Raw genomic sequence first — 18931 nt, forward strand, 5'->3', positions numbered from 1 at the left:
GACCATTCCATGGTTGGCGTCACTTTCTTTGGCAATTTCGATCTGGCAAGCCTGTCGATCTGGCTGTTCTGGGGCTTTTTCGCCCTGCTGATCTATTACCTGCAAACCGAAAACATGCGCGAAGGCTATCCGCTGGAGACCGAAGACGGTCTGCCCGCGCCCAATCAGGGCCCCTTCCCGCTGCCAAAGCCGAAAACATTCCTTTTGCCCAACGGCAAGGGCAGCGTAACCGTGCCCTCCGCCGAGAATGAGGCGGCGCACCGCCGCACCGATCTGGCGCTTGCCCGCACCGCCGTATCCGAAGGCTTCCCGCACGCCCCCACCGGCAACCCGATGCTCGATGGCGTCGGCCCCGCCTCATGGGCTCCGCGCCGCGACGAGCCGGAACTGGATGGCCACGGCCATGCCAAGATCGTGCCGATGGCGCAGGCCCATGGCTTTGCCGTCAGCGCCGGGCGTGACCCGCGTGGCCTGCCGGTGCAGGCCGCCGATCTGGAAGTGGTGGGTCGGATCTCGGATATGTGGGTCGATGCCCCCGAACAGATGGTCCGCTATCTGGAGGTCGAGCTGAATTCGGGCGAACGCCGCCTGATCCCGATGACCATGGCCCGGATCTGGGCCGACCGGGTGCGCGTGCGCGCGATCACCTCGGACCAGTTCGCCGGTATCCCGGCCACCAGATCGCTGACCACGGTGACCAAGCTCGAGGAAGACAAGATCTCGGCCTATGTCGCCTCGGGCTGGATGTATGCCACGAACCGCAAATACGGGTTCTGATCAAAAAGGGGGGCGGCGCGCGCCCGCGCCGCCCCGTCTTACCCGCAGATACGGAGGGTCTGAGATGTCGGACCATAATAAGGACTTCGATTTCGAACTGATGCCCGGCGTTCCCGCCGGTCTGCCAAAGGGGGAAGATATCCTGTGGCAGGGCAAACCGCAGGCCATGGCGCTTGCGCGTGAAGCCTACAAGATCAACTGGATCGCCGGGTATATGCTGGCCGTCGTGCTGTGGCGCGCCGGTGGGGCCTATGCCGATGGCGGTACCGCGCTGATGCTGGCCACCGGCCTGCCCTATCTGGTGCTGGCGGTTGCGGGCTACGGCGTGATCTACCTTCTGGCCTGGGCACAGGCGCGGGCCTCGATCTACACCATCACCACCGCCCGCGTAATCCTGCGGATCGGGGCGGCGCTGCCGGTCACCTATACCATCCCCTTTGTCCGCATCGCCACCGCCCGGCTTGACCTGAAACCCGGCGGCACCGGCACCATCGCGCTGGAAATCACCAAAGGCATGCGGCTGTCTTTCGCGGTGCTCTGGCCGCATCTGCGTCCGGGCTTTGCCAAACACACGCAACCGGCCTTCCGCTGCATCGCGGATGCGCGACACGTGGCCCGGCTGCTGGCCGATGCCGCACAGGCCAAGCTGAATGAACCCGTTGTCACCATGGCCCTCTCGGGTGCCGTGATGGCCGCCGAATAAGGGGGCGCGCAGATGGCCCAGCTCCGCACCCTCGCCGACCGTCAATCGCCCGAGCGCGAGATGATCCCCCGCGTGCTGCTTTGGGCGATGTTCGCCCTTGCCATGATCACGCTGGCGATCGTCAGCCTGTCGGTCCTCACCAACCGCCCGCATGTGGGCGTCCCCCCAGCCGCGACTGCCGTACAAGAGCGGTGGCTGGTTCTGGAAGGCAAGTCAGCACAGGCGGTTGTGGTCCGCGATGCTGACGGCACCCTGCTGATGGATCTGCCGCATGGCGGGTTCATCACCGTGATCCAGTCTGCCATGGCGCGCGCGCGTCTGGTGGCCCAGATCGCGGGCAATCCGCCGATGCGGGTTGTGCGCTATGACAACGGCCGCCTTGTGGCTGAAGACCCGGCCACCGGCTGGAGCGCCGAGCTCTATGCCTTTGGCGGCGACAACAAAGCCGCGTTCGAACGGCTGCTCGACCAAACCAAATAAGGGAACACAACAATGGCATTCTTCAGCAAAACAAAGGAGCAGGTGCCCTGCACCGTCGAGGTCAGTCACCGGTTCGAAGCGCTTCACGCCCATGTCAAATTCAACAACGGCGCCGTCGTCCATCCGGGCGACGAGGTGCTGGTGCATGGCGCGCCGGTGCTGGCCGCCTATGGCGAGCTGATCGTTGAGGACCGCATCGCCACCATCACCCGCGCCACCTGGATCGAGCGTCAATGGGTCAAACTGACCGGCGATCTCGACTTCATGGAGTTGTGCGAATTCTCGTTCTCAGAGGAGTTGACGGTATGAAAGACGTGAACGCCGAAAAAGCGCATGACACCACGCATGGCGAGCTGCACGCCGAACTTGCCGGAAAGTTCGACACCACCGCAATGGCGACCGATACCACCCTTCTGAACCCGCGCTTCTACACCACCGACTTTGACGAAATGGACCGCATTGATGTCACACCGGTGCGCGCCGAATGGGATGTGCTGATCGCGCAGATGAAATCCGACCCCAACAAGGGCCATTTCAAGAAAAACGCCGATTGGGATCACGTGGATTGGGCCGGCATGGAGCCGCATCTGCGCGCCGAATTCATCGACTTTCTGGTGTCGTCCTGCACCGCCGAATTCTCCGGCTGCGTGCTCTACAAGGAAATGAAACGCCGCGGCAACAATCCCGACATCTGCGAGCTGTTCAACTACATGGCGCGCGATGAGGCGCGGCATGCCGGTTTCATCAACGACGCCCTGCGCGAGGCGGGGGTGGCGGTGAACCTTGGCTTCCTGACCAAGGCCAAGAAATACACCTATTTCCGACCAAAGTTTATCTACTATGCCACCTACCTGTCCGAGAAAATCGGCTACGCTCGCTACATCACGATCTACCGCCACCTGGAGGCGCACCCCGAGCATCGCTTTCACCCGATTTTCAAATGGTTCCGCGAATGGTGCAACGACGAGTTCAGTCATGGTGAGGCGTTTGCCCTGCTGATGCGCACCGACCCCAAGCTGACAACAACCTGGGCCAACAAGCTGTGGATCCGGTTCTTTCTGACGGCGGTGTATTCCACCATGTGGGTGCGCGACCATGCCCGCAAGGATTTCCATGAGGCGTTGGGGGTCGACATCGACTGGTATGATCAGGAGGTGTACCGCAAGACCAGCGCCATCGCGCGGCAGGTGTTCCCGGTCGAGCTTGACATCGACCACCCGCGCTGGATCCCCGGCCTGCGCCGCATGAACGCGGCCATGCTGGATATGGAAGCCGGGCGCAAAACCGGCGGCATCAAGGGTCGGCTGACCAATGCCTGGGGAACACTGCGGGCCCTCACCGCGTTTGCCTCGCTGTATCTGATCCCGGTCAAGCACACGACTCCGCCCGCTTCGGTGCGGCTGGAACCGGCGTATTGACCGCACACCATCATATCACCGCGACAGCGGTGATTGCGGCGGCAGGATGGGCGCGTCCCGCCGCCGCGCGTGGCCCCTCTGGTATCAGGGGGGCCACGAATGACTGACCTATGGAGCATGACTAACCCATGGATCGCGGCTCTGTCAGCCCTTTTCCTGTGGTGGTTTTCGACCGGCATCATCCTGTGGCGGGTGCGCCGGGCCGACAATCAGGGCCATGACGCGCATCTGTGGTCGGTTCTGCTGGGCCTGCCCTTGTTGCTGGGCGGGGTGGTCGGCCTGAACGAAACGCTGACCGACACCAGCCCGCAAGGCGCCTACCTCGCCTTTCTCTCCGCCCTCGCGGTCTGGGGCTGGGTCGAACTGGCGTTTCTGTCGGGCATCATTGCCGGGCCGAACACAAAGCCATGCCCCCCCGATGCGCCCCTGTCAGACCGCTTCCTGCGCGCCATCGGCACGATCCTGTGGCACGAAATCCTGCTGATCACCCTGCTCTGCGCCCTTGTGATCCTGTCCCACGATGCGCCCAACATCTTTGGGTTGTGGACCTTTGCCATCCTGTTCTTTGCCCGTATTTCCGCCAAACTGAACCTGTTCTTCGGCGTCCCGCGCATCCACACCGAATTCCTGCCGCGCCCGCTCGCCCATCTGGCCAGCCACTTCCGCCGCGCGCCGATGAATGCGGTGTTCCCGGTCTCGATCACCGCGCTCAGCTATGCCTCCTACTGCTTCACCGAGCGCGCCCTCACCGCCGCCCCCCCCGGCGCGCTGATCGGCTTTACCCTGCTATCCGCCCTGACCCTGCTCGCCCTGCTGGAGCATTGGTTCATGGTCATCCCGCTTCCCGACCAAAAGCTCTGGCGCTGGATGCTGCCAGAGCGCAAATCACCCCTCCCTTCCCGACCAGCGACGTTGAAAGAGAACACCCATGGACTTTGACGCCCTCTTCACCAGCCATCTGGATCTCCTGAAAGCCGAAGGCAACTACCGCGTCTTTGCCGATCTGGAACGCCGCTGCGGCAATTTCCCCCGCGCCGACAACCACAAGGACGGGGCGCTGCGCGATGTCACCGTCTGGTGTTCCAATGATTATCTGGGCATGGGCCAGAACCCAAAGGTGGTGAACGCGATGGTCGAGGCGGTGCGCGCCTGCGGCACCGGCGCGGGCGGCACCCGCAACATCGGTGGCACCAATCACCACCACATCCTGCTGGAATCCGAACTCGCCGACCTGCATGGCAAAGAGGCGGCCTTGCTGTTCACCTCTGGCTATGTGTCGAACTGGGCCGCGCTTGGCACCCTTGGCGCGCGCATACCGGGCGCGGTGATCCTGTCGGATGAAAAGAACCACGCAAGCATGATCGAAGGCATCCGCCATTCCCGCGCCGACAAGGTGCTGTGGCGGCACAACGACTGGCGCGATCTGGACCGCAAGCTGCACGCCGTCGGCGACCGGCCAAAAATCGTGGCGTTTGAATCCGTGTACTCGATGGATGGCGACATCTCCCCGATCCGCGAGATCATCGAGGTGTGTGAGGCGCATGGCGCGCTGTCCTATATCGACGAGGTTCACGCCGTCGGCATGTACGGTCCGCGTGGCGGCGGCGTGTCAGAGCGTGAAAACCTCGCCCACCGCATCGACCTGATCGAGGGCACGCTGGGCAAAGCTTACGGCTGCGTCGGCGGCTACATCACCGGCTCGGCCCCGCTGGTCGATTTCATCCGCAGCTTTTCGTCTGGCTTCATCTTTACCACCGCCCTGCCCCCGGCTGTGGCTGCTGCCGCCACCGCCTCGATCAAGCACCTCAAGGAGTCGTCGCAGGAACGGCTCGCCCAACAACACCGCGTCGCCCGCCTGCGCGCCCGGCTGGATGCTGCGGGCATTCCGCATATGGCCAATGACAGCCACATCATCCCGGTGATGATCGGCGATCCGGTCAAGTGCAGGATGATCAGCGATATCCTGATGAACGACTGGGGCATCTATGTGCAGCCGATCAACTACCCAACCGTGCCAAAGGGCACCGAACGGCTGCGCATCACCCCCGGCCCGCTGCATTCCGACGCTGATATCGACCATCTGGTAAGCGCGCTCGCCTCGCTCTGGCGGCAATGCGCGCTGGCCCATGCCGTTGCCTAATCCCGCCATCGCCCGTTTGCACCGGACACTCCGCTCCGCGCACGCGGGCGTGACTTGCCTTTTCCATCGGCAGGTCCATGTCTTTATCCGTAGTATATCCGGGAGGATCCCATGAGACTCGCTTTGACTGCCCTGACTTTTGCCTCGCTCGCCCTCGCGGCCCCCGCCATGGCCCAGGATGCGACCGGGGATGCTGCCGCTGGTGAGAAGGTCTTCAACAAATGCCAGACCTGCCACGTCATCGCCGATGCCGATGGCAAGGTGCTGGGTGGCCGCAATGCCAAGACCGGCCCCAACCTCTACGGCCTGCCGGGCCGCCCCGCAGGCACCCAGGCCGATTTCAACGGCTACGGCGACTCGCTGGTCGCCCTCGGTGCCACCGGCTTCACCTGGGATGAGGCGAGCTTTACCGAATACGTCACCGATCCCGCAAAGTTCCTCAAGGCCCGTCTGGATGACAACAGCGCCCGCACCAAGATGAGCTTCAAGCTGGCCAACGCCAAGGAAAAGGCCGATGTCTGGGCCTACATCGCCTCGCTCTCGCCCGCGATGGAAGCCCCGGCAGAGGGCGAAGCGGCCCCTGCTGCGACGAACTGACCTGACGCTCACGTCAAAGCAAAGGCCCCGGAGCAATCCGGGGCTTTTTGCGTTTGGGGAGTGAGTGGCTGCTTTGCGGACAAAGCGGACGGTCGGGTTGCGTCGATTGAGCGGACGCCAAGCCCGGTTAACAGGGGCTTTAGCCCCCCGGGCTGCGGATGGCCGGTCCGGCGGCCAGTCGCATCGTCACCGCCAATATGCGCTCAGACGTCATTCGGACATGACAGCCATAAAGTGCTGACCTCAATCGGTGCTGCGGCAGGCCCCGGCCATCCCCAGCCCTTTGGTGCGCTTTGAGAGTCAATCTTTGGGGGGGAAAGGCCGCCCATCCCCTCCCCATGAGAGGAGAGGCGCGGAACAATCAGGGGTGGTTTGAAATGAGAGAGTGGGATAAAGCGGCGGGGTCAGGTTGCGGGGGTTTGGTTGCTGATAAGATGAGTATTGTCGAACTTTTGTATCTTGGGCAGATCGAAGACTTGCGAAGATTGCGTGACGGATATGTGGCCGTGCACCTGCCCGAGGTTGGTGATTTCGCTTTCAAGATCGGGATCAATGACCCGCTAACTACGGAAAGTATCGAGAAGATCGTCGATTTTGGTGCGGGCGCTGACCCAGACATGATACGGCATCTGTATCGCATGTGTAACGGCCTTTGGGTTGCAAAGTTTGCCGTATTTGGTCTTCTCTCAGGCCCATGGGGTTTAATGCAGCCGTGGGACATCAATGTGCCCAACTGTTGGGGCCGTCCTGCCGGATTTCCAGAGGATTACCTGATTGTTGGGACGCATCAAGATAAGGATGACGCTGGGAAAACGCTCCAGCGGTCTCATTGCATCACTGGGGATGGTCGGATTGTTGTGATTGATCTGGAAAATCACGAAACCGTCTTGCGAGAGTATCGTTCGGTTGAAGACTGGCTGCAGGCCGAGGCTGAGCGGGCTTTGGCGGGCTGATGCGGCTGTTGACCGGGTTGGGAGATGCTCAGTCGTTGTTGTCTGCTAAGGGGCTCAAAGCGTCCCTCACGCGGGACTCCGCCTGGCCAAAAATCAACCCAGCGCTGACCGACCCAACATGCGGCCAGAGTCAGTGCTCTGCTGCCGCACTACCAAGCGCCTGCAGGACACCCCAAAAATTAATAATCCCTTAATTCCCGCACCCCAAGCCCTTGATTACAAAAGACCCCTACACCCTTCCCCCTGTGTTACACACCCCCACCTCACACCGAGACAGTCGCCCGCAGCACCTCTTTCGACAGCGTGGCCTTGTCGCCTTCCAGCGCCACCTCGCCGCGTTTGAGGACATAGAACCGGTCCGCCAGACCGTAGGCAAAGTCGAAATACTGCTCGACCAGAATGATCGCCATATCGCCCTTGCCCTTCAGATACTCGATCACCCGCCCGATCTGCTGGATGATATTGGGCTGGATGCCTTCGGTCGGCTCGTCCAGCAGCAGCACGCGGGGCTTCATGATCATCGCGCGGGCAATCGCCAGCTGCTGCTGCTGCCCGCCCGACAGATCGCCGCCGCGCCGGTGGAGGAAGTCTTTCAGGATCGGGAACAGCTCGAAGATCTCCTCCGGGATCCGATGCTCGGCCCGGGGCAGCAGCGCATAGGCGGTCTCCATATTCTCGCGCACGGTCAGCAGCGGAAAGATCATCCGCCCCTGCGGCACCACGGCCAGCCCACGCCGCGCCATCGCCTGCGGCGGCACCACCGGCACCGGCTCATTGCCCAGCCAGACCTGTCCGCCAGAACGCGGATGCGTGCCCGCCAGCGCCTTCAAAAGCGAAGTCTTGCCGACCCCGTTGGTGCCCATCACGCAAGTCACCTCCCCCGCCCGCGCCTCCATCGAGATGCCGTGCAGGATCTGGCTGCCGCCATAATGCAGCGTCAGGTTTTCGGTTCTGATCATCGCTCGGACCGCCCCAGATAAACGTCGATCACCTGCGGATTGCGGGTGACATGGTCCAATGTGCCCTCGGCCAGCACAGCCCCCTCGTGCAGCACCGTGACCTTGCAATTCAGGCGGCGCACGAATTCCATGTCATGCTCCACCACCACCACCGCGCGGGTTTTGGCCAGATCGACCAATAGCCGCGTGGTGTGCTCGCGCTCCGCGAGGGTCATGCCCGCCGCCGGCTCATCGACCAGCAAGAGCTGCGGCTCCTGCGCCAGCAGCATGCCGATTTCCAGCCATTGCTTTTGCCCATGCGACAGCTCGCCTGACTTGCGGGAGAGCGAGTCACCCAGACCCACCTCCTCCGCCAGCTCCGCCACGCGGGCATGATCGGCGGATTTGGGCGACCAGAACAGCACCGCCAGCGGTCCACGCGCCGCCTTGAGCGCCATCATCAGGTTGTCAGCAACCGTCTGATCCTCGAACACCGTTGGCCGCTGAAACTTGCGCCCCACCCCGGCGCGGGCGATCTGCGCCTCGGACATCGACAGCAGCGATTGCAGCTTTGCCCCCCACAGCACCCGACCTTCATCCGGGCGGGTCTTGCCGGTTACGATGTCCATGAACGTGGTCTTGCCCGCGCCATTGGGCCCGATAATCGCGCGCAATTCCGCCGGACCGATGGAGAAGGACAGGTTGTTGATGGCGCGAAAGCCGTCAAAGGTGACCGACACGCCGGAGACTTCGAGAAGCTGGGTCATTCCTTGGCCTCCTTTTCCATGAGCGACCCGTCGTCAGGCCCCAGCGTCGCGCCCTTGCGGTCGGGGCTGCGCAAGCCCTGCCACAGGTCGAACAAGCCGCCGATGCCCTTGGGCGCGAACAGGGTGACGCCGACAAAGGACAGGCCGAGCAGGATCAGCCACCAGTCCACCCAGTTGATCGTATAGAAGCCGAGGTTGATCGAGGGCGCCCGCCCGCCGGTGAACCAGGACGACAACAGCGAGACAAAGGCCGCACCAATCACCGCGCCGTAAAGCCGCCCGCGCCCGCCGATGGCGACCCACACGGCAAGGTAAATGCTGGCGATCGGGGCCAGTTCCGCCGGGTTGATGATGCCCGCCTGCGGGTAATAGAGTGCGCCCGCAATGGCGGCGATGATGGCGGTGAGGGTGAAGACAAAGAGCTTGTAGCCTTCGACCGAGTAGCCCAGAAACCGCACCCGCGCCTCATCATCGCGGATCGCGCGGATCACGGATCCGAACTTGCCCGAGACCACCCAGGCCACCAGCAGGTAGCCTAGGCCAAGGGCAAAGGCCGAGGCCCAGAGGAACCAGACCGAGATCAGGTCCTGCGACACCCCGTCCAGACCGGGGATGTTCTGCAGACCCGAAAGCCCGTTGTTGCCGCGCAGACCGGAGTCGTTCTGGAACAGGTAGAGCGCGAGGGCGAGGGTCATGGCTTGCGTCAGGATCGACAGATACACGCCCGTCACCCTGCTGCGGAACGCCAGCCAGCCAAAGACCAGCGCCAGCACGCCCGGCACCAGCACCACCAGCATGAGTTGCAGCGGCAGCGAATGGGCAAAACCCCACACCGGCGGCAGCTCCGACGCGCCGACCACGCCAAAGATTTGGGCTGCAATGCCGTTCTGGATCTCTTGTGCGGTGGCAGGAAGCGCCTCGTTTGACAGGGCGGTGATGACGATGCCTTCGGTGCGGGCATACATCAGCCACATGCCGATCATGTAGCCGCCAAGCGCGAAAAACGCCATGTGGCCGAGCGACAGGATGCCGGCATAACCCCAGATCAGATCCATCGCGAGGGCAGCAAGGCACAGGCAAAGGGTCTTGCCCAGCGTCTTGATGAAGGAGGTGGACAGGAAGGCCACGCCATACGCCTCGGACAGCACGGTGACGCCCAGCGTGAACAGCGACAGGATCAGCAGGAACCACAGGACAGAAGGGTTGCGGGACAAATAGGTGCGGGTCATTTCAGGCTCCTGCCGTCGGACCGGGGGGCCAGCCCCCCGGGCCCCCCGGGATATTTTTGGACAGAAAATGTCAGCGCCATTGCCATCAGTCTCCTGCCGCGCGGCCCTTGAGGGCGATGATGCCCCTTGGGCGGAACTGGATGAACAGGATGATGAACAGGATCATGTAGGTCTGGGCGGCGAGGGTGTTGGAGGGGTTCAGGAACTCGATGCCCTTTTGCAGCGTGCCGATCATCAGCGCCCCGGCAAGGGTGCCCCAGATATTGCCGACGCCGCCGACCACCACGGTCATGAAGCTTTGCACGATGTAGTCGTTGCCCAGTTCCGAGGTGACCTTGGCAAACAGGCCGATGGCGATGCCCGCGATGCCGGCGATGCCGGAGCCAAGGCCGAAGGTCAGCATGTTGATCCGGTCGGGGTTGATGCCCATTGAGGCGGCCATTGACGGGTTTTGCGTGACCGCGCGCACCTCCAGCCCCAGCCTTGTGCGCTTCATCAGCCATAGGAAGAACAGCAGGAACACCAGCGCCAGAACAAAGATCGCGACGCGGATATAACTGATCGACACGATGTCATTGAAGCTGAGCGCACCATCGAGCCAGGCGGGCGAGGTCAGTGGGCGGGCCTGGGTGCCAAAGATGTTCTTCGCCAGCTGTTGCAGGGCAATCGAGATGCCGAAGGTGGCGAGCAGCGTCTCCAGCGGGCGCTTGTACAGGTGGCGGATTACCAGCCGCTCCATCGCCACACCGGCGGCGAAGGTGACGGCAAAGGCCAGCGGCAGGGCCACGATCAGCGACAGGGTGTAATTGGGGATGAACAGCTGCACCACATAGCCGGTGTAGGCCCCCATCATGATGAACTCGCCATGCGCCATGTTGATCACCCGCATCACGCCAAAGGTGATGGCCAGACCGATGGCGGCCAGAAAGTAGATCGAGGCGAGCGACAGTGCGTCGAGCGCGAGGTCCGCCACCTGCATCGAGGCGAGCTTGACCTCGATGCCGGTCAGCACATCCTGTGCGGCGGAGGTGACGGCGGGATCGGGCTCGGAATAGGTCTCGACAAAGCGGTGACCGGCGACGATCTGCGTCACCTCCTCATCGGTGGCGGCGACCGGCACTGTGCCCGCCTCTTCCAGCAGCGTATAGGCGCGGTTGCGCGCGCTTTGGCTGTTCAGATCGGCCAGCGGGATGCCCGCAACCGCGCCGCCCACGATATTGGCGGCAAGCGAGGCCTTGAGCTCGGCGGTGGTCAGCCGGGCCGGGGCCAGATCGGCGGCCACCAGCAGGTCATAGGCCTCCACTTCGGTCAGATCGCTGCCGGGCTCAAGGTCGCGGGCAATGTTGCCCTCGATCGGGGTGCCCAAAGGGGCGGCCCGGCGGGTGGTGGCCAAGAGCGGGTTGAGGGCGGCGCGCAGATCGAGGCCAAGGTCGCCGGAAAAGCTCTCGACGGCGGCGATGCGGGTCGCGGCATCGGGGTCAAAGCGCAGGGTGAGCAGGCGGTTGAGCCGGTCCTTTTGCGCGCGCAAGGCGGGGTCACTCTCCGCCTCGATCGAGGCGCGCAGCGGCTCCAGCAATTCGGGCGCGGGGTCGCGGGCGATGGTGGTCAGCGCCGCCGCGCGGCGCGCGGGATCGGGGTCATTGAGCTGGAACTGCACCAGCGCCGTGGCGATCACCCCGCGCACCCCGGAATTGGGGCGCAGCTCGGTAATGTCGGCGCGTGGCGCGGTGCCCGCGTCGCTGCCATCCAGCAGGCGCAGAGCGTAGCCATCGGCGGAGTCCGAGATCAACACGAACACGCCGTCGCTTTTGCGCACTCCCAACCCCCGGTTGGCCCAGGCCTGCAGGATCGCGGTTGCCTGCGGATCCCCGCTGGCGGCCAGCGCCGCGATCACCGGGCCGATGGTCTGGCGCGACGGCTTTTCGATCTGGGCGCGGTTGTCCTCGACGATTGCAGCGGCAGTGACGGGCGGGCTGGTCTGCGCGCCCCCCGCGAGGGGCAGCAGCGGCAGCAGCGCAAGAACAAGGGCGGCGAGGGCGGCGCGCATGGGTGGGCCTTGTGGTTTGGGACAGGAGGACGGGAGGGGGGATAGCCCCCTCCCGTCAGGGCGATCAGTAGTTGGACTTGATCTGAACGCAGGTCTTGGTTTCGGTGTTGTACATGCCGCAGTCCAGTTCGGCCCAGTCCGCTTCCAGCACCGCCGATTCCGGCAGGAAGTCGGTCCAGGCATCCCCGGGAACCGGCTCGGTGGACGACACGATGTCGAACTGACCATCGGCCCGGATCTCGCCGATCAGCACCGGCTTGGTCAGGTGGTGGTTCGGCAGCATCTTGGCGATGCCGCCGGTCAGGTTCGGGGTCTCAAGGCCATACATCGCCTCGCGCACCGCATCGACATCGGTGGTGCCAGCCTTTTCAACCGCCTGAACCCACAGGTTGAAGCCGATCACATGCGCTTCCATCGGATCGTTGAACACGCGGTTTTCGCCGGCAAAGGTCTTCCACTTGGCGATCCACTCGGTGTTCAGCTCGGATTCCGCCGACTGGAAGTAGTTCCACGCCGCCAGATGGCCGACGAGGTTCGAGGTGTCGAGGCCCGACAGTTCCTCTTCGCCGACCGAGAACGCCACGACCGGAATGTCATCGGCCGAGATGCCTGCCGCTGCCAGTTCCTTGTAGAAGCCGATGTTGGCATCGCCGTTGATGGTCGAGATCACGCCGACCTTTTTGCCATCGGCCCCCAAAGCGACCACATCGGCCACGATCTTGGACCAGTCGGAATGGCCGAAGGGGGTGTAGTTCACAAAGATATCGGCCTCGGCGATGCCTTTGGATTTCAGGTAGCTGTCGAGGATGTTGTTCGTGGTGCGCGGATAGACGTAGTCGGTGCCAAGGAGGGCGAATTTCTCGACGCCCAACTCCTCAAGGAAATAGTCGGTCGCGGGGATCGCCTGCTGGTTTGGCGCAGCCCCGGTGTAGAACACGTTTTTCGACGATTCCTCGCCCTCGTACTGCACGGGGTAGAACAGCAGGCCGTTCAGCTCTTCGATCACCGGCAGCACCGATTTGCGCGACACGGAGGTCCAGCAGCCGAACATCACATCGACATTCGACACGGTCATCAGCTCACGCGCTTTTTCGGCGAACAGCGGCCAGTCCGAAGCCGGATCGACCACCACGGCCTCCAGCTGTTTGCCCAGCACGCCGCCCTTGGCGTTCTGTTCGGCGATCAGCATCAGCATCACGTCTTTGAGCGTGGTTTCCGAAATCGCCATCGAGCCCGACAGCGAATGCAGCACGCCCACCTTGATCGTCTCATCCTGTGCGATGGCCTGCCCTGCCGTCATGGCAATGGCAGAGGCCAGCAGCGCTCCCTTGAAATACGACATGGTTTTCCCTCATAGGGCCGCGCACAGGGCAGGCGCCCCGTCCCTCGGGGTCGGCCTGTCTTTGCGCGGCAATTCTGTTGCACCCGGTGCTGTGGTGTCAGGCATCTGGTCCTGACCGCCACCGCACATCCTTTTTTCTTGTGCCGTCCGAAACCGGCTGGCCCTGTCACGAAAGCGTCATTGCCGCAGTGCGGCAAGGTGCGCAGAGCGTCGGCGGGCGGACGGTTGCAGAGGTCGCGGCATTTGCCCGAAAATTAAGCGGTGCCGCGCCGTCACGCGCAGTTTCCGGGCAGGATGGAGCAAATCGCCGCGATTCGAGCGGTGGAACTGACCGCAAATTGATCAAAAGCAAAAACCCCGGGCGAGCCGGGGTTTTGCATCGGGCAACGCTGAAAACCGGGTGACGTCAGGTCATCTCTGCGCTGTCTTTGACCGGTTGCAAGACCAGCCCGCCTTCGCGTTCCAGAAAGGCCACCACCTCAGCCACCCCCCGCCCCTGACGCAGTTGCGCCATTATATAGGGGCGCGCACCCCGCGCGCGCGCGGTGTCGGATTCGAGCAGAACCGGGTCCACGCCGACATGGGGGGCAAGGTCGGTCTTGTTGACGATCAGCAGATCCGACCGCGTCACCCCCGGCCCGCGTTTGCGCGGAATGTCCTGCCCGGCGGCGGTGTCGATCACATAGATGGTGATGTCAGCCAGCTCGGGGCTAAAGGTCGCCGCCAGATTGTCGCCGCCGGATTCGATCAGGATCAAGTCCAGATCGGGATGCAGACGGCGCAGATCGGCAATCGCCGCCAGATTGATGCTGGCATCCTCGCGGATCGCGGTGTGCGGGCAGCCGCCGGTTTCCACGCCGCGGATGCGGTCGGCGGGCAGCACCTGCGCGCGCAGCAGGTATTCGGCATCTTCGCGGGTGTAGATGTCATTGGTGATCACCGCCATCGAGCAGCGCGATGCGAGCGCCCGTGCCAGATGCTCGGTCAGGGTGGTCTTGCCTGCGCCCACCGGGCCGCCGATGCCGACGCGAAGGGGTCCGTTCACGCTCATGTTCGAAATATCCTTACATCCATGGTTTCATGCGCCATCGCCGACAGGTCCGCGCCAAGCGCTGATGCGCCCAGATCGTCAAGTGTCAGGGCTATGACCTCTTGCGCCAGGGCCTCGATCAGCGGGTGCAGCGCCGCCAGCACCCCCTGCCCCGCGACCTGCCCCAGCGGCATGAAGCGCATGGCCACCGAAGTCAGGTTGCTGGCAAAGGCGTGCAGATACAAGGCCGCCACCTGTGCGACCGGCAGGGCCAGCCCCGCCGCCGCTTCTCCCACTGCCACCGGCAGGCAGCGGGCGGGCAACGCGCGCCCGGTCAGCCCAGCCACGGTGCGGGCAAAGGCGGTGCCCTGATCCAGCGTCTCGCTCAGCCGCTCGGTTGAGGGCTGCAAAGCGCGGGCCAGCGTGTCGAGGGCATCATGATCGGCATCCGGTCGCAGCGCTTGCACCAGCAGGATCGCATCCTGCCGCCCCGCGCCAAACTCCAGCACATCGGTCAGCCAGTGGTGCAAGGCTGCCGCATCGGCCACCTGCCCGGTCGAAATCGCCGACTCCAGCCCGTGCGAATAGGCAAAACCCCCGGTCGGAAACGCCGGGGACAGCCATTGCACAAGGGTCAGAAGGGCGTGGGTCATCGCTTGGGGGTCAGCTTTTGGCATGCGGGTGGGGGTGGGTATGCCCGTGATCATGGTCGTGGCTGTGGGAATGACTATGGGCGTGGCTGTCAGCATGGCTGTGGCTGTGCGCATGCCCGTCCGCCGGACCATGGTCATGCCCCATCGGGCGGCCCATGCCATAAGCCCCGACCTCGGGCGCAAAGGGTTCTGATGTGGCCCGCACCCCCGCCCCCAGCTGGCGCAACATCGCTTCCAGCACGTGATCGGCGCGGATCACCAGCCGCCCCGGCTCCACCTGACAGGGCGTGTGGCGGTTGCCGATGTGCCAGGCATAGCGGGCCAGGTCGGTGCCTGTAATCTCCAGCACAGCCTCTTCGGCCGCGACCACCTGGATGGTGCGGCCATCTTCCAGCGCAAAGCCCCAGAAGGCATCCAGATTGGTCACCTCTGGCAGATCGACCAGAAACCCCTCGTCATGCGCGGTGACCAGCCGTTTGCGGCGGATCAGCCGCTCGTCATAGGTCAGCACCACCACGTCATGGCAGGTGGTGGGCGCATCCTTCAGCAGGCGGCGGGCGGCGGGCAGATCGGTCATGGGATATCCTCGGTTCAGAAAGAAATCGGGGTGTGCCGGTTTGGCAGGAATTCGTTAACCACTTGACGGCAGACTGGCATGGAACAGAGCATGAATCGGAGGGTATGATGCAGACACCGAACCTTGCAGACGAACTGGCCGAGGTCCGCGCGCAGCTGGCACGGCTGCAACAGCGCGAATTGCAGCTGCAAGAGGCGATTTTCCGCGCCGATGGCACCCCCGCGCCGCTGCGTCCCGGCTGGCCGATCCGGCGGATCAGCGGCAACGCCCTGCACTGACCCCCGGTCAGTACAGGAAATAGCGCTGCGCAAGCGGAAGCTCCTCTGCCGGTTCGCAGGTCAACAGCACCCCATCGGCCCGCACCTCATAGGTTTCCGGGTCGACTTCGATCTGCGGGGTGGCCGAGTTCAGCTTCATATCGGCCTTTTGCACCCCGCGTGTGCCTTTGACCGCCACCGTCTCTTTGGCCAGCCCCAGACGCGCGGCGATACCGTCTTCCTGCGCCGCCTGACTGACAAAGATCACCGCATTGCGCTCCACCGACCGGCCATAGGCCCCGAACATCAACCGGCTGTGTACCGGCTGCGGGGTGGGGATGCTGGCGTTGGGGTCGCCCATCTGCGCCACCATGATCACACCGCCCATCAGCACCATTTCCGGCTTGGCCCCGAAAAACGCCGGGTTCCACAGCACCAGATCGGCACGCTTGCCAACCTCGATGCTTCCGATATGTTCGCTGATGCCGTGAATGATCGCGGGGTTGATGGTGTATTTTGCGATGTAGCGGCGGACGCGCAGGTTGTCATTCGCGCCCTGTTCGCCCTCCAGCCGCCCGCGCTGCAGCTTCATCTTATGCGCGGTCTGCCAGGTGCGGGTGATCACCTCACCCACCCGGCCCATGGCCTGACTGTCGGACGACAGCACCGAAAACGCGCCCAGATCGTGCAGAATGTCTTCGGCGGCAATGGTTTCGCGCCGGATACGGCTTTCGGCAAAGGCCACATCTTCGGGCACCTTGCGGTCAAGGTGGTGGCAGACCATCAGCATATCCAGATGCTCTTCGATGGTGTTGACGGTGTAGGGCATCGTCGGGTTGGTCGATGAGGGCAGGATGTTCTGCGAGCTGACCACCTTGATGATGTCAGGCGCATGGCCGCCGCCCGCGCCTTCGGTGTGAAAGGCGTGGATGGTGCGGCCCGCAATCGCATTGATGGTGTTCTCGACAAAGCCCGACTCGTTGAGCGTGTCGGTGTGGATCATCACCTGCACATCCATCGCCTCGGCCACGGACAGACAGCAATCAATCGCGGCGGGCGTGGTGCCCCAATCCTCATGCAGCTTCAGGCAGGATGCGCCCGCCCGCACCTGCTCCTCCAGCGCGGCGGGCAAAGACGCATTGCCCTTGCCGGCAAAAGCCAGGTTCATCGGCAGCGCATCCGCCGCCTGCATCATCCGGCCCAGATGCCAGGGCCCCGGCGTGCAGGTGGTGGCCAGCGTGCCATGGGCCGGGCCGGTGCCGCCGCCCAGCATGGTGGTCAGCCCCGAATGCAGCGCATCATCAATCTGTTGCGGGCAGATGAAATGGATATGGGCGTCAAAACCGCCTGCGGTCAGGATCCGCCCCTCACCGGCGATGATCTCGGTGCCCGGCCCGATGATCACATCCACCCCCGGTTGGGTGTCGGGGTTTCCGGCCTTGCCGATCACCGCGATCCTGCCATCGCGCAGGCCCACGTCAGCCTTGTAGATGCCGGTATAATCCACGATCAGCGCATTGGTGATCACGGTATCCATAGCGCCCGCCGCCCGGGTGATCTGGCTTTGCCCCATGCCGTCGCGGATGACCTTGCCACCGCCGAACTTCACCTCTTCGCCGAACATCAGACCGTTGGCACCGAATGTGCCTGCGCCGCTGCGTTCGGCGATCAGATCGCGCTCCACTTCGATGATCAGATCGGTGTCGCCCAGGCCCAGCCGGTCACCTACCGTCGGGCCATACATATCGGCATAGGCAGCGCGGGAGATCACGAACGGCATCGGCGGAACCTTTCTGTCAGAACGGGGTTTTGGGTCCGCTGCGGGTCAGGCGGCGGGCATTGGCTGCGGTGGCGCGTTTGACCGGGGCAAGCGCTGCCTCGGCAATCTGGGTGGCAGAGCCGCCCGACAGGGCGGTTTTCTGGGCGGCGGCCCCGGCCTTGATCCCGGCGCGCATCTTTTCACTGACCATGCGGGCATTCTCGGTCGGCGACACGGTCCAGACCCCGGCCATGCCCATCATGCGCATGGCAATCACGCTTTGCGCCTGCGCCAGCATCGTGGCGGTGTTCAGCGACAGGCGCATCAGATCAAACGGGGAAAACGGGGGCATCGGCGCAAGCTCCTACAAAGCGCCCATCACTTGGGCGTTGAAGCCATAGACATGCCGCGCGCCCGCCAGCGGCACAAGGCGAACCTCACGGGTCTGACCGGGTTCGAAGCGCACAGCCGTCCCTGCAGGAATGTCGAGTCGCTGACCGCGCGCGGCATCGCGGTCGAACGACAGGCCGGGGTTGGTCTCGGCAAAGTGGTAATGGCTGCCGACCTGAACCGGGCGGTCGCCGGTATTGGCGACCATCAGCACCGTCACCTCGGCCCCGGCATTCAGGGTGATGTCGCCCTCGGCAGGAAAAAGCTCTCCGGGAATCATGGGATTATCCTTATGACATGGCCAAGGCGAGGCCCGCGAAAGCGGTGCCTGCACCAAAGGCACGTGTAACCATCCGTGCCGACAGCGCATTCAATGCAACGCCAAGACCAAGCCCGGCAAGGTGCAGCGCCATGGTCGCGAGGGCAAAGCCTGCCGCATAGGTCAGCAGACCCGACGCCGGGCCTTCGGTGCCATGGGCATGGCCGTGGAACAGGCCAAAAACCGCCACCACGGCCACCCCCACCGCCAGCGGTGCGCGCCAGGCCAAGGCCGCCAGCACCCCGGTCAGCACGATAGACGCCAGAATCATCGGCTCCACCCCCGGCAGGCCGATCCCCATTGCCCCCATCCCGCCGCCCGCCAGCATCGCGCCGACAAAGGCCACGGGCAGCGCCCAGAGTGCGCGACCGCCGGTGACAGCGGCCCAGAGACCCACGGCGACCATCGCCAGCACATGATCGGCCCCGCCAAGCGGGTGCATCAGCCCGGACAGAAAGGCCGAACTGTCATGATGGCCCGCATGTGCCAGAGCCATTTGCGGCTGCACGGCGACGGCCCCGACTGTCAGCAGCAGTTTTCTCATCTCAAAGCCTT

The 18931-nt window shown here is 63.8% G+C and carries 22 protein-coding genes; 10 read left to right on the plus strand and 12 right to left on the minus strand.

Translation table 11 applies throughout. The annotated features are described in order from the left end of the window. Positions 1-9 precede the first annotated feature (9 nt). The 9 genes from puhA to D1012_RS12715 all read left to right on the plus strand — a co-directional run bounded on the left by puhA (position 10) and on the right by D1012_RS12715 (position 7068). Entirely contained in the window at positions 10-777 is a 768-nt protein-coding gene (gene puhA, locus D1012_RS12675) for a photosynthetic reaction center subunit H (RefSeq protein ID WP_118152748.1), read from the plus strand. Between the two features lie 64 nt (positions 778-841). After that, positions 842-1480 carry a photosynthetic complex putative assembly protein PuhB gene (gene puhB, locus D1012_RS12680; protein WP_118152750.1) on the plus strand — a complete coding sequence of 213 codons (639 nt, stop codon included), beginning with the start codon at positions 842-844 and terminating at the stop codon, positions 1478-1480. A 12-nt stretch (positions 1481-1492) separates the two neighbouring features. Continuing rightward, positions 1493-1960 carry a photosynthetic complex assembly protein PuhC gene (gene puhC / locus D1012_RS12685; protein ID WP_118152752.1) on the plus strand — a complete coding sequence of 156 codons (468 nt, stop codon included), beginning with the start codon at positions 1493-1495 and terminating at the stop codon, positions 1958-1960. A gap of 12 nt (positions 1961-1972) precedes the next feature. Beyond that, positions 1973-2269 (plus strand): hypothetical protein, encoded by a 297-nt coding sequence (locus D1012_RS12690; protein ID WP_118152754.1) that lies wholly within the window; start codon positions 1973-1975, stop codon positions 2267-2269. Further along, positions 2266-3378 carry a magnesium-protoporphyrin IX monomethyl ester (oxidative) cyclase gene (acsF, locus tag D1012_RS12695; RefSeq protein ID WP_118152756.1) on the plus strand — a complete coding sequence of 371 codons (1113 nt, stop codon included), beginning with the start codon at positions 2266-2268 and terminating at the stop codon, positions 3376-3378. Before D1012_RS12690 ends, acsF begins: the two co-directional genes overlap by 4 nt. 99 nt (positions 3379-3477) lie before the next feature. Beyond that, positions 3478-4317, plus strand: coding sequence for a putative photosynthetic complex assembly protein PuhE (gene puhE, locus D1012_RS12700; protein WP_233517111.1), 840 nt, complete (start codon positions 3478-3480; stop codon positions 4315-4317). Then, positions 4307-5518 carry a 5-aminolevulinate synthase gene (gene hemA, locus D1012_RS12705; RefSeq protein ID WP_118152760.1) on the plus strand — a complete coding sequence of 404 codons (1212 nt, stop codon included), beginning with the start codon at positions 4307-4309 and terminating at the stop codon, positions 5516-5518. Before puhE ends, hemA begins: the two co-directional genes overlap by 11 nt. Positions 5519-5629: 111 nt before the next feature. After that, the gene (locus tag D1012_RS12710; protein WP_118152761.1) at positions 5630-6115 is read left to right on the plus strand and encodes a c-type cytochrome; all 486 of its coding nucleotides are present in this window, start codon (positions 5630-5632) and stop codon (positions 6113-6115) included. Between the two features lie 377 nt (positions 6116-6492). Further along, positions 6493-7068 carry a hypothetical protein gene (locus D1012_RS12715; protein ID WP_158569342.1) on the plus strand — a complete coding sequence of 192 codons (576 nt, stop codon included), beginning with the start codon at positions 6493-6495 and terminating at the stop codon, positions 7066-7068. 263 nt (positions 7069-7331) lie between these two features. On the opposite strand, the gene urtE is transcribed toward D1012_RS12715, so the two are convergent. The 8 genes from urtE to D1012_RS12755 all read right to left on the minus strand — a co-directional run bounded on the left by urtE (position 7332) and on the right by D1012_RS12755 (position 15651). Then, positions 7332-8027 (minus strand): urea ABC transporter ATP-binding subunit UrtE, encoded by a 696-nt coding sequence (gene urtE / locus D1012_RS12720; protein ID WP_118152766.1) that lies wholly within the window; start codon positions 8025-8027, stop codon positions 7332-7334. Continuing rightward, positions 8024-8773: an urea ABC transporter ATP-binding protein UrtD gene (gene urtD, locus D1012_RS12725; RefSeq protein ID WP_118152768.1), complete on the minus strand. Its 750-nt coding sequence runs from the start codon at positions 8771-8773 to the stop codon at positions 8024-8026. Before urtD ends, urtE begins: the two co-directional genes overlap by 4 nt. Continuing rightward, on the minus strand, positions 8770-10002 hold the full coding sequence (gene urtC / locus D1012_RS12730) for an urea ABC transporter permease subunit UrtC (RefSeq protein ID WP_118152770.1): 1233 nt from the start codon (positions 10000-10002) through the stop codon (positions 8770-8772). Before urtC ends, urtD begins: the two co-directional genes overlap by 4 nt. 85 nt (positions 10003-10087) lie before the next feature. After that, entirely contained in the window at positions 10088-12049 is a 1962-nt protein-coding gene (urtB, locus tag D1012_RS12735) for an urea ABC transporter permease subunit UrtB (protein WP_118152772.1), read from the minus strand. Positions 12050-12113: 64 nt separating this feature from the next. Then, entirely contained in the window at positions 12114-13391 is a 1278-nt protein-coding gene (gene urtA, locus D1012_RS12740; RefSeq protein WP_118152774.1) for an urea ABC transporter substrate-binding protein, read from the minus strand. Between the two features lie 406 nt (positions 13392-13797). Continuing rightward, positions 13798-14442 carry an urease accessory protein UreG gene (gene ureG, locus D1012_RS12745; protein ID WP_118152776.1) on the minus strand — a complete coding sequence of 215 codons (645 nt, stop codon included), beginning with the start codon at positions 14440-14442 and terminating at the stop codon, positions 13798-13800. Further along, positions 14439-15074: an urease accessory protein UreF gene (locus D1012_RS12750; protein WP_118152777.1), complete on the minus strand. Its 636-nt coding sequence runs from the start codon at positions 15072-15074 to the stop codon at positions 14439-14441. The genes ureG and D1012_RS12750 overlap by 4 nt, the downstream gene beginning before the upstream one ends. A gap of 10 nt (positions 15075-15084) precedes the next feature. After that, positions 15085-15651, minus strand: coding sequence for an urease accessory protein UreE (locus D1012_RS12755; protein WP_118152778.1), 567 nt, complete (start codon positions 15649-15651; stop codon positions 15085-15087). Positions 15652-15758: 107 nt separating this feature from the next. On the opposite strand from D1012_RS12755, the gene D1012_RS22670 reads away from it, so the two are divergent. Continuing rightward, a complete protein-coding gene (locus D1012_RS22670) occupies positions 15759-15929 on the plus strand; it encodes a hypothetical protein (protein WP_158569344.1) in 171 nt (56 codons plus the stop codon). A gap of 7 nt (positions 15930-15936) precedes the next feature. On the opposite strand, the gene ureC is transcribed toward D1012_RS22670, so the two are convergent. Genes ureC through D1012_RS12775 form a run of 4 tightly spaced genes read right to left on the minus strand, consistent with a single transcriptional unit; the run spans position 15937 to position 18920 of the window. After that, a complete protein-coding gene (gene ureC / locus D1012_RS12760; protein ID WP_118152780.1) occupies positions 15937-17688 on the minus strand; it encodes an urease subunit alpha in 1752 nt (583 codons plus the stop codon). A gap of 16 nt (positions 17689-17704) precedes the next feature. Then, positions 17705-18019 carry an antifreeze protein gene (locus tag D1012_RS12765; protein ID WP_118152782.1) on the minus strand — a complete coding sequence of 105 codons (315 nt, stop codon included), beginning with the start codon at positions 18017-18019 and terminating at the stop codon, positions 17705-17707. 12 nt (positions 18020-18031) lie between these two features. After that, positions 18032-18337 carry an urease subunit beta gene (locus D1012_RS12770; RefSeq protein ID WP_118152784.1) on the minus strand — a complete coding sequence of 102 codons (306 nt, stop codon included), beginning with the start codon at positions 18335-18337 and terminating at the stop codon, positions 18032-18034. Between the two features lie 10 nt (positions 18338-18347). Further along, positions 18348-18920: a HupE/UreJ family protein gene (locus D1012_RS12775; protein ID WP_118152786.1), complete on the minus strand. Its 573-nt coding sequence runs from the start codon at positions 18918-18920 to the stop codon at positions 18348-18350. Between the last annotated feature and the right edge of the window lie 11 nt (positions 18921-18931).

It is taken from the genome of Pseudotabrizicola alkalilacus (assembly GCF_003443995.1).
GTDB lineage: Bacteria > Pseudomonadota > Alphaproteobacteria > Rhodobacterales > Rhodobacteraceae > Pseudotabrizicola > Pseudotabrizicola alkalilacus.

What these genes read in the sequence shown, in the direction of transcription:
- puhA (WP_118152748.1), top strand. Translation starts at nt 10, where the DNA reads ATGGTTGGCGTCACTTTCTTTGGCAATTTCGATCTGGCAAGCCTGTCG.
- puhB (WP_118152750.1), top strand. Translation starts at nt 842, where the DNA reads ATGTCGGACCATAATAAGGACTTCGATTTCGAACTGATGCCCGGCGTT.
- puhC (WP_118152752.1), top strand. Translation starts at nt 1,493, where the DNA reads ATGGCCCAGCTCCGCACCCTCGCCGACCGTCAATCGCCCGAGCGCGAG.
- D1012_RS12690 (WP_118152754.1), top strand. Translation starts at nt 1,973, where the DNA reads ATGGCATTCTTCAGCAAAACAAAGGAGCAGGTGCCCTGCACCGTCGAG.
- acsF (WP_118152756.1), top strand. Translation starts at nt 2,266, where the DNA reads ATGAAAGACGTGAACGCCGAAAAAGCGCATGACACCACGCATGGCGAG.
- puhE (WP_233517111.1), top strand. Translation starts at nt 3,478, where the DNA reads ATGACTGACCTATGGAGCATGACTAACCCATGGATCGCGGCTCTGTCA.
- hemA (WP_118152760.1), top strand. Translation starts at nt 4,307, where the DNA reads ATGGACTTTGACGCCCTCTTCACCAGCCATCTGGATCTCCTGAAAGCC.
- D1012_RS12710 (WP_118152761.1), top strand. Translation starts at nt 5,630, where the DNA reads ATGAGACTCGCTTTGACTGCCCTGACTTTTGCCTCGCTCGCCCTCGCG.
- D1012_RS12715 (WP_158569342.1), top strand. Translation starts at nt 6,493, where the DNA reads ATGAGAGAGTGGGATAAAGCGGCGGGGTCAGGTTGCGGGGGTTTGGTT.
- urtE (WP_118152766.1), bottom strand. Translation starts at nt 8,027, where the DNA reads ATGATCAGAACCGAAAACCTGACGCTGCATTATGGCGGCAGCCAGATC.
- urtD (WP_118152768.1), bottom strand. Translation starts at nt 8,773, where the DNA reads ATGACCCAGCTTCTCGAAGTCTCCGGCGTGTCGGTCACCTTTGACGGC.
- urtC (WP_118152770.1), bottom strand. Translation starts at nt 10,002, where the DNA reads ATGACCCGCACCTATTTGTCCCGCAACCCTTCTGTCCTGTGGTTCCTG.
- urtB (WP_118152772.1), bottom strand. Translation starts at nt 12,049, where the DNA reads ATGCGCGCCGCCCTCGCCGCCCTTGTTCTTGCGCTGCTGCCGCTGCTG.
- urtA (WP_118152774.1), bottom strand. Translation starts at nt 13,391, where the DNA reads ATGTCGTATTTCAAGGGAGCGCTGCTGGCCTCTGCCATTGCCATGACG.
- ureG (WP_118152776.1), bottom strand. Translation starts at nt 14,442, where the DNA reads ATGAGCGTGAACGGACCCCTTCGCGTCGGCATCGGCGGCCCGGTGGGC.
- D1012_RS12750 (WP_118152777.1), bottom strand. Translation starts at nt 15,074, where the DNA reads ATGACCCACGCCCTTCTGACCCTTGTGCAATGGCTGTCCCCGGCGTTT.
- D1012_RS12755 (WP_118152778.1), bottom strand. Translation starts at nt 15,651, where the DNA reads ATGACCGATCTGCCCGCCGCCCGCCGCCTGCTGAAGGATGCGCCCACC.
- D1012_RS22670 (WP_158569344.1), top strand. Translation starts at nt 15,759, where the DNA reads ATGCAGACACCGAACCTTGCAGACGAACTGGCCGAGGTCCGCGCGCAG.
- ureC (WP_118152780.1), bottom strand. Translation starts at nt 17,688, where the DNA reads ATGCCGTTCGTGATCTCCCGCGCTGCCTATGCCGATATGTATGGCCCG.
- D1012_RS12765 (WP_118152782.1), bottom strand. Translation starts at nt 18,019, where the DNA reads ATGCCCCCGTTTTCCCCGTTTGATCTGATGCGCCTGTCGCTGAACACC.
- D1012_RS12770 (WP_118152784.1), bottom strand. Translation starts at nt 18,337, where the DNA reads ATGATTCCCGGAGAGCTTTTTCCTGCCGAGGGCGACATCACCCTGAAT.
- D1012_RS12775 (WP_118152786.1), bottom strand. Translation starts at nt 18,920, where the DNA reads ATGAGAAAACTGCTGCTGACAGTCGGGGCCGTCGCCGTGCAGCCGCAA.